The 9,667-nt window shown below is 68.2% G+C and carries 9 protein-coding genes; 1 reads left to right on the top strand and 8 read right to left on the bottom strand.

The features are described 5' to 3' along the window. Positions 1–55 precede the first annotated feature (55 nt). From JHN63_RS44545 to JHN63_RS44535, 3 genes are read right to left on the bottom strand one after another with little or no spacing between them, the layout of a single operon-like run. Entirely contained in the window at positions 56–709 is a 654-nt protein-coding gene (locus tag JHN63_RS44545) for an NADPH-dependent F420 reductase (RefSeq protein ID WP_200690839.1), read from the bottom strand. 32 nt (positions 710–741) lie between these two features. Then, positions 742–1,761 (bottom strand): SMP-30/gluconolactonase/LRE family protein, encoded by a 1,020-nt coding sequence (locus tag JHN63_RS44540; RefSeq protein WP_200690838.1) that lies wholly within the window; start codon positions 1,759–1,761, stop codon positions 742–744. 53 nt (positions 1,762–1,814) lie between these two features. Beyond that, positions 1,815–2,594: an MBL fold metallo-hydrolase gene (locus JHN63_RS44535; protein WP_200690837.1), complete on the bottom strand. Its 780-nt coding sequence runs from the start codon at positions 2,592–2,594 to the stop codon at positions 1,815–1,817. Positions 2,595–2,724: 130 nt separating this feature from the next. Between JHN63_RS44535 and JHN63_RS44530 the strand changes: the two genes are divergently transcribed. After that, the gene (locus JHN63_RS44530; RefSeq protein ID WP_200690836.1) at positions 2,725–3,627 is read left to right on the top strand and encodes an AraC family transcriptional regulator; all 903 of its coding nucleotides are present in this window, start codon (positions 2,725–2,727) and stop codon (positions 3,625–3,627) included. Positions 3,628–3,899: 272 nt separating this feature from the next. Here JHN63_RS44530 and JHN63_RS44525 read toward each other — a convergent pair whose 3' ends face one another. The 5 genes from JHN63_RS44525 to JHN63_RS44505 all read right to left on the bottom strand — a co-directional run. Next, positions 3,900–4,304, bottom strand: a complete 405-nt coding sequence (locus JHN63_RS44525; protein ID WP_200690835.1) for a nuclear transport factor 2 family protein — start codon at positions 4,302–4,304, stop codon at positions 3,900–3,902. 20 nt (positions 4,305–4,324) lie between these two features. Then, entirely contained in the window at positions 4,325–5,074 is a 750-nt protein-coding gene (locus JHN63_RS44520) for a TetR/AcrR family transcriptional regulator (RefSeq protein WP_200690834.1), read from the bottom strand. A gap of 48 nt (positions 5,075–5,122) precedes the next feature. Beyond that, entirely contained in the window at positions 5,123–6,349 is a 1,227-nt protein-coding gene (locus tag JHN63_RS44515; protein ID WP_200690833.1) for an FAD-dependent monooxygenase, read from the bottom strand. 785 nt (positions 6,350–7,134) lie between these two features. Beyond that, entirely contained in the window at positions 7,135–9,045 is a 1,911-nt protein-coding gene (locus tag JHN63_RS44510; protein WP_200690832.1) for a pectinesterase family protein, read from the bottom strand. A gap of 371 nt (positions 9,046–9,416) precedes the next feature. Beyond that, on the bottom strand, positions 9,417–9,667 hold a 251-nt coding region (locus JHN63_RS44505), incomplete at its 5' end, for a response regulator transcription factor (protein ID WP_200690831.1).

The following is a 9,667-nucleotide window of genomic DNA, read 5'->3' as shown; positions in this document are numbered from 1 at the left end:
TCCGCGGGGTTGTGGGTCGGGGTCAGCAACGGGGCAAGGGCGGTGTCCGGGCGGCTCAGGGGGCGGCGACGATCTTGATCGTGCTCGCCCAGCCGTGACCGCCTTCCCGGATCTGCAGGGCCATGTGCAGCAGCTGGAGACCCTCAAGCTCGCGTGCGTGCTTGAGCGCGCCGACGTCGACCGGGTTCAGCCCGCCGGAGGTGACGAGGTCGGCGACCCGCTTGCGTGCGTCTTCGTCGTCGCCTGCGATGAAGACGTCCAGCGGCGTGTCGGCCACCTGTCCGGCGACCAGGGTCGCGGCGAACGTGGTGTTGAACGCCTTGACGACTCGCGTCTGTGGTGTGGCGGCCCCGGCGATCTGCTCGGCGGCCGAGCTGCCCGGGGTGACGACGAGCCCGTCGAGTGAGGCGTCGACGGGATTGCTGATGTCGACGAGGACTTTGCCGTTCAGCCGTGCCCCGTAGGTGGCGGCGAGCTGCTTGGCCGCCTCGAAGGGCACTGCGAGGACCACGATGTCCGCGGTGTCCACGGCGGAGTCGTCGGCGGCACCTACGCGGCCAGGGCCATGGTCCCGCATGCGTAGTTCGTCGACGAGTCCTACGGCCTTGCCAGGGTCCTTGGCGGTGATGGTCACCGCGTGGCCGCCCTCCAAGGCGCGGGTGGCGATGCCTCGGGCCATGTTGCCCGCACCGACGATGGTGATCCGCATGGTGCTGTCGTCTTTCTCTGTGCTGTGCCCGGTCATCGGTTCGCGTGGACTCGCACCACGTTGAACGGCAGTTTTGGGTCGGCGATCTGGAACTGGAAGTTGACGATCAGCAGGTCGCGTCCATCGAAGGCCGCCGTGGACGGGCTGTCCATACCGTGACCGTGGACAGTGCGCACGAGCTTGGCCCTGGTGTAGTCGTGGCTCAGTTTCAGGATCGCGATCTGGCCCTCGGGATGGTCGAGTTCGGTCACGGCGGTGAGCGTGTTGCCGCGCAGCAGCAGACCGTCGCCAGAGATGCCCTTGGCACCGCCGAGGTCGATGGGCACGACCTTGTGGGTAATCGTGTCGATGCGGTAAAAGGCGTAGTCGTTGTAGTCGGCCAGCAGGACGTAGCGGCCGTCGTCCGTGACGACCAGGCCGTTGCCGTTGAAGCCGGCGTTGTAGTCGATCGGGGACTTGGCCAGGTCCGCACCGACGTGCAGAGGCTGCTGGACGTGCTCGCTCGTCAACTCCGCTGCCGTGATGTGCCACAGCACCGGGTGGACGGAGTCCGAGATGTAAGCGTCGCCGTTCGGGGCGAGGGCCACGTCGTTGAGGAAGACGTCGGTGCGGCCCGTGTCGAACACGTGCAGCAGGGCGCGGGTACGGGTGTCGTAGACGAAGACCTTGCCGGTGGCGCCGCCCGCGGCGATGAGGCGTCCTGCGGGGTCGGTCTTCATACCGCCGACGGAGGTGCGCCCGTCCTGGCCGCCCGGCAGGAACACCTTGGTCGCGCTCTGGCGGACGTCACCGCGGTAGACAGTGCCGTCGCTGGTGCCGCCGACATAGAAGTAGGGAGTCCCGTGCTGGCGGGCGATGCCCTCGGGGTAGGTCTTGTCGCCGGGGATCGAGTAACTGGCGGGCAGGTGGGCGCGATGCTGAACAGAGGCGGCGGTGGGCTCCCCGGTCGCGTCAGGGGTGGCGAGAGCCGGGGCTGTGGCTGTGCTTATGACGGCCAGTGAGGCCACCGCGACAGCCGCGACACGGGCACGGCGGATACGAACTGACGGCATGACAAATCTTTCTGAAGGCGTGAGCTGTGAGGAGAGGAGCGCAGAGACTGGGCTCAGTGACCGGCGGGGAAGAGGGACCGGTTGGCGATGTCGATGATGAACGGGCCGACATGGGAGGGGTATCGGTCCACGATCGCCTTCTTGTACGCCTCGCCGTCGTCGCCGAGCAGCTCGTGGGCGTCTGCGAGGTAGCGGCGCACCTCCTCGTAGATCTCCGGACCGGCGGGCAGGCCGTGGCCGGCGAGGATCGTGTCGTAACCGGATTCGGTGGCCAGTGCGTCGACCATCTGCTGCCAGCCGGCGATGTCGTTGTTGCCCAGGTAGAGGTGGACGTCGTGGTAGACGAGGTCCTGGGCTATCAGGACACCCTGCTCGGGTAGCTTGACGAGGAGTTCGTCGGCTGCCTCACCACCGGAGACGGCCTGGAAGACGAACGGGATCCCGTCGACGACCTCGGTGCCGGCGGAGACCTCCACGGTCGGCGTGAAGTCGGCGACCGGGATGACCTGGCCTGTGGGCAGCCGGCTGTCGCCGCGCGCGATGATCTGCTCGCGCACCTGGGCCAGCGCGTGAACGGGTACGCCGAAGCGGGCGGCACCGTTGTAGTGGTCCGGGTGGGCGTGGGTGACGATCAGCCGGTCCAGCGGCTTGCCGATCCCTCTGGCGTAAGCGACCGCCTCGTCCGCGTAGGCGGGGGTCAGCTGGGCGTCGACAGCGATGACCCGCGCCGGGGTCTCGATCAGCTGAGTGGTGGTGTGGAAGGTGTCCGCCGGGGACATGTAGCTGTGGATGCGGACCGCGCCCTTGTCGAGGACTGTGACCGTGCCGTTCATGGAGGTGCCCCTTGTGGTGGGGGCGGCCGTGCGCCGCCTTGACGCCATCCAGTCTCGCCGCAAAAGCACAGGCAGACGAGGTAGCCTGAAGACCCCGTGTGGTAAATCGAGGACATCCAGGAGGCGCGTGATGAACTCCGCGGATCTTGGCGAGGCCGCTCCTCCCCAGGACGACGGCATCCCCCGGCTGGACTTCAACCCGCCCGAGGAACGGGTCCCCGGCTTCGAGATCATCGATCTGTCCACCCTGCACGAGCGGCGTCGGCACAGACGGCCGGACGCGGTGCACCGGGTCGACTTCCACACCCTCACCCTCGTCACCGAGGGCAGCGGCGAACACGCCGTGGACTTCGTGACCTACCCCTGCGGCCCGGGCACCCTGCTGTGGATCCGCCCCGGACAGGTGCAGAGCTTCGTGCGAACGGGCACCGCGAACGGCACCCACCTGTTGTTCACGCCGGCCTTCCCACCCCACTCCAGCAGCGCCGATCGGCTGGTCAACGAGTGGTACGGGCCCGCGTGCTGGCAGTTGGGCGCCAGTGGCGACTACGCGGTGCTGTCCACCCTGCTGGCCCAGTTGCGGGCCGAGTACGGCCGGCCGGAACAGACCGTGTCAGCGGAGATCCTCCAACTCCTGCTCGCCACGGTGCTCTTGCAGCTCGATCGGCTGCCCCATCCCCACGGCGGCGGCGACCCGCACGCCGGCGGGGAGGTCTACACCCGCTTCCGCACCGAGCTGGAACTCTCCTACGCCACCACCCGCCGCGCCGCCGACTACGCCCAACGCCTCGGATACACCGTCAAGACCCTCACCCGCGCCTGCACGGCCGCCACCGGACAGCCCGTCAAACACGTCATCGACAACCGCGTCGCCCTGGAGGCCCAGCGGCTGCTCGCCCACACCGACGAACCGGTGGCAACCATCGCCCGCCGACTCGGCTTCCCCGAACCCACCAACTTCGGCAAGTTCTTCACCCGCCACACCGGCGTCACCCCCGGCGCCTTCCGCCTGGCCCATCAGGGCCAGCAGTAAGCCCGGTGACGGGCTGTGCCGACCGTGTCGGCCTGGCCCAGGCTGTTGGGTTGACCGCCACGGACGTCCAGGACCGTGACTCCGCTGTGCCGCTGCTGGAGCGGCTGCGACGGCAGCGCCTTCCCTCTCGTCCGGAGTGGGCGGACTGCGGCTGCGCGGGGCGCGGGCCCACGAGACACTCCGGCTCACCGGCGGACGACCCATGTCCATCTCTGCCGCGGGGAACCGGAGTTCATGCTCACCCGCTTCAGCCCAAGAAGCCGTAAGCTTTCTCAGGACCAGCTGGCGATGGGCACCATGCGGTTGCTCAGGTGCGTGATCCGCCCGTCAGCGTTGACGGTGACTTGCTCGATACCGCTCTGGCCGGCCAGGCGGCCGTCGGTCGCGCGGCCGGCCTGGACCCAGTGGCACTCCAGCCTGCCGTCGTCTAGCTCCGTGACGGTCCAGAAGTGCTTGCTGTCGACCAGGGCCTTGGTCAGCTGCCCGTATGCCGCCATGATCTCGGGCATGCCGGTCACCGGTTCCATGTCCCCGCCGAGGTCGACGGTGGCGTCCGGTGTGAAGATCGACTCAAGCTCCTTCAGGGCCTCGGGCTGGTACACCGTACGGTCGAAGATCCTCATGTAGCGGTCGATGACGGTCTCGTTCGCGGTGGTTGTCAGGGTCGTTCGGGTCATGACACTTCCTCCGTCGTTCCTCAACTCGAACCGGAGCGCTCCGGTTCCTGACCGTGTTTCGTTCCGGGGTAGGTGGTGATCAGGGCGAGCATCGCGTCGCGCCGCTCACGCAACAGCCGCAGACCTTCCTCGGCGACTGCGCAGACGTCGGCGGGGCCAGCTTCTTCGGGGTCGAGCAGGGCCGTCACCGCGGCGGCCATGACCTTGTCGGGGTCGTCGACCGTGACGCTGGTCGGGGTCGGTGGCCGGGTGACGGCTCCGAGGAAGCCGGTCATGAGCGCCTGCAGGGCGTAGGCCTGTTCGTCGAGGGGCCAGTCGGTTCGTACGAGCCGGTGCTCGCGCCACACCGGCAGCACCGAGTGGACCACCGTGGCGGGGCCCAGCCTGCCGAGCAGTTCCACGCTGCGCGGATGCTGGCCGAAGGCACCCAGCCGGTCGTCGTCGCCGGTTTGCATCGCGCGCACGATCGGGTAGCTCAGGGCGTTGCGGGCGACCCGCGGGCAGAGCCGGTGCGGGCGGCCGGCCTCAGGGTCGGCGTCCAGCGCTTGGATCTCGCCCTCCAGGAACGTCAGGAAGTCTCTGGCGAACAGCTCGAACAACAGATCCTGCTTGGTGCCCCAGTACAGATACGCCGTGCCCTTGCCGACGTGCGCCTTGTCCGCGATCTCGGCCACCGTCAGCCCCTTGACGCCGCGCTTGAGGATCAGTTCCCTGGCCGCTGCGAGAATCCGGGCCGCCGTGGCGGAGTCGTGTTCAGCCAGTGCTGCCATCGTCGTCCCTTGCCTGTTCCGAGCGGGCCCGCGGGCGCGGAGCCGACCTCATGCTAGGGCGAGGTCACGGTCCTTGAGCCGGCCCGCCTTGTTGTTGGTCTGCATCCGCTTCAGCAGGTGTGAGGCCCCTGGGGTCCGCATCCCCAGGTTGATGACCTTGCGCAGAGCGAGCTCCTTGTTGTTGGCCGGCACGAAGATCATGCGCTGCTGGATGCCGTTCTGCTGGAACACGTCCACGTGGGGCCGCAGGGTCTGTTCCCAGACGGTCAGGGCGCGGCGCACATCGGTGGGGTTGCGCTCCAGCACGGTGCCGAGGAGGTCCGCCCCGGTGATCCCCATCGAGACGCCCATCCCGGCGTAGAGGCTGACGCACCAGGCTGCGTCACCGACGAGTACGACCCGGCCTTGATGCCAGGTGTCCATCCGTGTCTGCTCGACCGAGTCGAACAACAGGTCTTTGACAGTGTCCAGCGCGTCGAGCACCTCGCCCAGGAGGCGGCCGGTAGGCTCGGGGCCGAACGCCGCACGTACACGCTGGGCCGGCGGCTCCTTGAACTCGGCGTCGACGTCAGCGGTGTGGTAACTGAGCAGTACCGTCTGCGGACCACCACGGAAGGGGAAGATCCACATCGACCGGTTGGCCTCCATCAGGGTGGCGCCGTCGTCGGGATGGAGTTCGCTGAGCGGGCCGGGAAGCTCGTAGGCGACCGCCATGTAGTTCAGCCGGTGCAGGTACTTCTCGTGCGGTCCGAACACGAGGGATCGCACGGTGGAGCGCAGCCCGTCCGCGCCGACCACCAGATCGAACCTCTCCGTGACCGAGGTGTCGTCCACGGTGCTGGTCATCGTTACGTCCACACCGTCGGCGTCCTGCGCGATATGGGTCGGCACGGTCGAGTAACGGATCTCGACATCGTCAGGGAGCGCCATGAAGGCGGCCTCCTCGACCTTGCCGCGCACCGTCATCCAGGGAGTGCCGGGCAGGTCGCCGTAAGCGAGGGCACCGGGCCGCCGGTTCCCCGCGCGGTCGAGGTCGTACTGGACAGTGCCGGCAGGGGTGCGGTCGCTCAGGTTGTCGAGGATGCCCAGGCGTTGCGCCGGCTGCCGACCGCCACCGAACAGTGCGATGAAGTACCCGCCGGTGCGCCGGCCCGGGGACCGCTCGATGACGACCGGCGTCCATCCGCTCTGCCGTAACCGCACCGCGGTCGCGATTCCGCTGATACCGAGCCCGACCACGAGGGCCCGGCGTTTCTTGCTGTTCTGTGTCTCCATGCCCTCCAGAGTAGAAGAACTGACCAGATTCTTCATTTGGTCAGAATGTGGAGTGGGTCACATGGAAAAGAGGTGGGAAAGGCCCAGCCAGGCAGGGTCGACGACGGAGGCGGACCGCCTGCAGACCGGCACTTCGCCCACCGTGCCGGAACGGCAGCCCGTCGACGTGCTCGGCGAACGTCGACTGCGGACAGGCGTCCTGGCGGCAACGGAACCGTCGGACCTGTAACTCGATCGCGAAAGGGCTCCCCCCGACCGCACTCCCCGCGAGGCGGCGTAGGTACCGGATGTACACCTGGGCCGACTCCGTTCCACATGCAGGACAGCCGGTGCGCTCCGCTGACGGACGCGCCCGCACGATCACCGACTCACCGTCAGGCGCGACGTCTTCGATCAGAACACCCTCGACCTGGTGGAACCACGGCTCCCTGGGGAAACGCAACCACGGTCGTCCATGATCGCGCTTGTGGTGACCCTCCGTCGCTCTGGCACTGAGGCGAGGCGGGCGCCGTGATGTCCACCGAAGCACGACCAGGCGATCCTGCGCATTCGGCCCAGGCGGTAACGCTGGGCCGGACGAGCCGACGCGGGCTGTCAGTCCGGGCTGTCGTCGCGGTTGGGCCCAGGGATCGGCGGTCAACGCGGGCGCGGCGCGGTGCTACGGCTCACCAGAGGTTGGCGGAGGACACAGCGGCGGGGCCGGGACTGTCGTGATGTCCCGGCCCCGCCCTGATGCATCGCGCAGCGAGAGTGGGAGCGATGACGGTTCGTCACCTCGGCCGCGGTCAGATACCGGTCGGGTTCCAGCCGTCGGTGCCGGCCAGGTACTTCTGGGCGGTGTAGTCGGCTGCCTCGGCAGCGGTCAGCTGTGGTGAGTCCGAGCCGGCGCCGGCGCCGGGGCCGAAGTTGCCGTACTCCCTGAAGCGGCCGGCCAACTGCCAGGGCTGGTCGGGGAGCATGTCGGTCCAGGGTTGTGCGTCCATGATGCCCGACTGGATCTCACAGGATCGCACCACCGCCTGGGGCCATGCGTCCTCCGTGTTGACCCACGGTCGGCCGAGGTGCATCGTGTCGTCCGACACACCCTTGGTGATGATCTGGCAACTGCTGAGCAGGATCCCGTACTGCTTGTTGAGGTCGGTGTTCGGCGCCAGCACCGTGCCGCCCGGCCACGGGAGCACCTGGATCCAGGACAGGGCGATCACCGTGGTGGCGTTGCCGAAGATGAAGTCCACGTCGCCCCTGATGAAGCAGTTCACGAAGTACTGCCGGGCCTGGGTCGTGGGCGTCTCCCCCTTGACCAACAGCGTGTCCTGATGACTCATGACCGCGACGTTGTCGTACACCTGCCGGTCGCCCATGGCGGCGACCGCGACGGCCTGGGTCTCGTACGGGCTGATCTCCGGGTGCGCGTCGCGGTCGAACGTGTTCTGGATGGTGAGGTCCTGGACGGTCAGGTTGGGCGGCCTGAAGGTGGCCACGGCGCTGCCCTGGGTGCCCCACTTCGCGCCGGTCGCAGGGTTGATCATCCCGTTGCATCTGGTGTTGTAGATGACGACGTCCGCGCGGTTGCCGGAGACGCCCTTGATCGTCAGCCAGCTCTTGTCCTTCGGGACGCTGATGACCTCGTGGTAGACACCCTTCTCGATGACGATGGTGTTCGACCCGCTGCTGGGAACGTGGTCGACCGCGGCCTGCACGGTCCAGTGGTCGCCGTCGCCGTACGGCGAGACGGCCAGCAGGCTGCCCTCGAGCAGGTGTTTGCCGCTGGTGTCCTGGTCCGAGTGGTGGACCATCATGAGGTATGCCGCACCAACCGCCACGGTCCCGATGACGATGCCGGCGACCTCGACAGGAGCCGCCAAGGCGGCGGTGCCCGCCATGATCGCCAGCAGCATCGATCTGCTGAGCCTGCCCCAGTTGTTGTGGAACGCTATGTGTGCCGTGGTGAGGGCGAACGCTTGGCCGAGGTAGAACGCCCTCGCGGTGTCCCTCGCCTGCTGCCGGAACCGGGCGGCTTCGGCGACCGCCACGATGATCTGCAGGATTGACCCTGCCGCGGTCCTGGAGTCGATCCCGGCACCGTTATGGAGGTCCAACACAGCTTGGTGGATCCTGGTGGGAGAGATCTGCATGGTGTCGCGGGAGGCGCCCTGTCGTCCCAGGGCGTCGTAGCCCGCCTGCCCGTTGTACTGCGTGTTGGTGTTCGCGGTCGTGGCGCCTGGCAGCGCCGAGGCCCCGCCGGGCGCCGCCGTGTCCTCCAGTATGAAGAAGCTGCCCCAGGTGACAACACCACCGTTCTCGTTGCCCGCCCGCCATCCCATGAAGTAGGTGTCCGAGCGGCGCAGGAACACCCGGATGAACTGGGAACTGTCATAGGCGTGCAGGTCGACGGTGATGTACCGGCTGGCCCCGTTGCGGTCGGTGACGTCGATCGGGAGGGCACCCTCGATGGGGATCCTGGCGCCCATCGCCGTCCTGATCCCGTTGAGCATGGCGGCGTAGCCGCGCTGAGCGCCGTCCGCGCCGCTGCCCGCCACCATGTCGATCCGCCACTCGACGTCAGCGCCGGTCGCGGCTCCGGCGCTGGAGGCGCCGGCCAGCACCGCGCCGCCGGCCAGAGCGCCGGCGGCCGCAACGGCCGTCGCAGCGGACAGGAATGATCTACGGGAAAGACCCTGCTCTGTGTTCGTCACTTGAGTTCCTTTTGTCGTCAGCGACCCATTGACTGGATTGCGGCGTGCGGCGGTTGCCGATCTTGACGGTGCCCTTCATGGCGGCATGGGGCCGCTCACGCACTGCTGGCGGGCCTGGCCGTCTGTCGCTTCCGGTGCCGCATTCGACGGGCACGGAAACAGTGACTGACATCGGTCGGGCGCGTTCCTGTCACGGATCCGGTTGCCGACCGCCCTCGACGTGTGCCGGGAGGGAGGCGCACCCGCACGCAGGAGGGCACGCCTTGTTCTGTGTCATGGCGCAAGGATCGGCGCGGGATCTGCCCCGAGGCCATCGGTACTAGTACGGACCCGGGCCCCGCCCCGGGCCTAGGTATTTCTACGGAGTTGTCCTACGGGGTGGGTGCCTGGTTCGCGGTCCACCAGGACGCGATGCGGGCGCGGGAGGCGAAGCCGAGTTTGGCCAGGATGTTCTCGACGTGGGTGTGGACCGTGCGTGGGGAGCGTCCGAGTGCGGAGGCGATCTGCTGGTTGCTCATGCCCCCGGCGACCAGCGCGGCCACTTCCCGCTCCCGGGGGGTCAGCGGGCTCGGGGCGGGGGACGTGGCGGCCCCGAGCCCGCTGACCCCCCGGGAGCGGGAAG

The sequence above is a fragment of the Streptomyces sp. MBT65 genome (assembly GCF_016612545.1).
In the GTDB taxonomy this organism is placed as follows: Bacteria; Actinomycetota; Actinomycetes; order Streptomycetales; family Streptomycetaceae; genus Streptomyces.
This window is presented reverse-complemented; position numbering and strand designations above follow the sequence as displayed.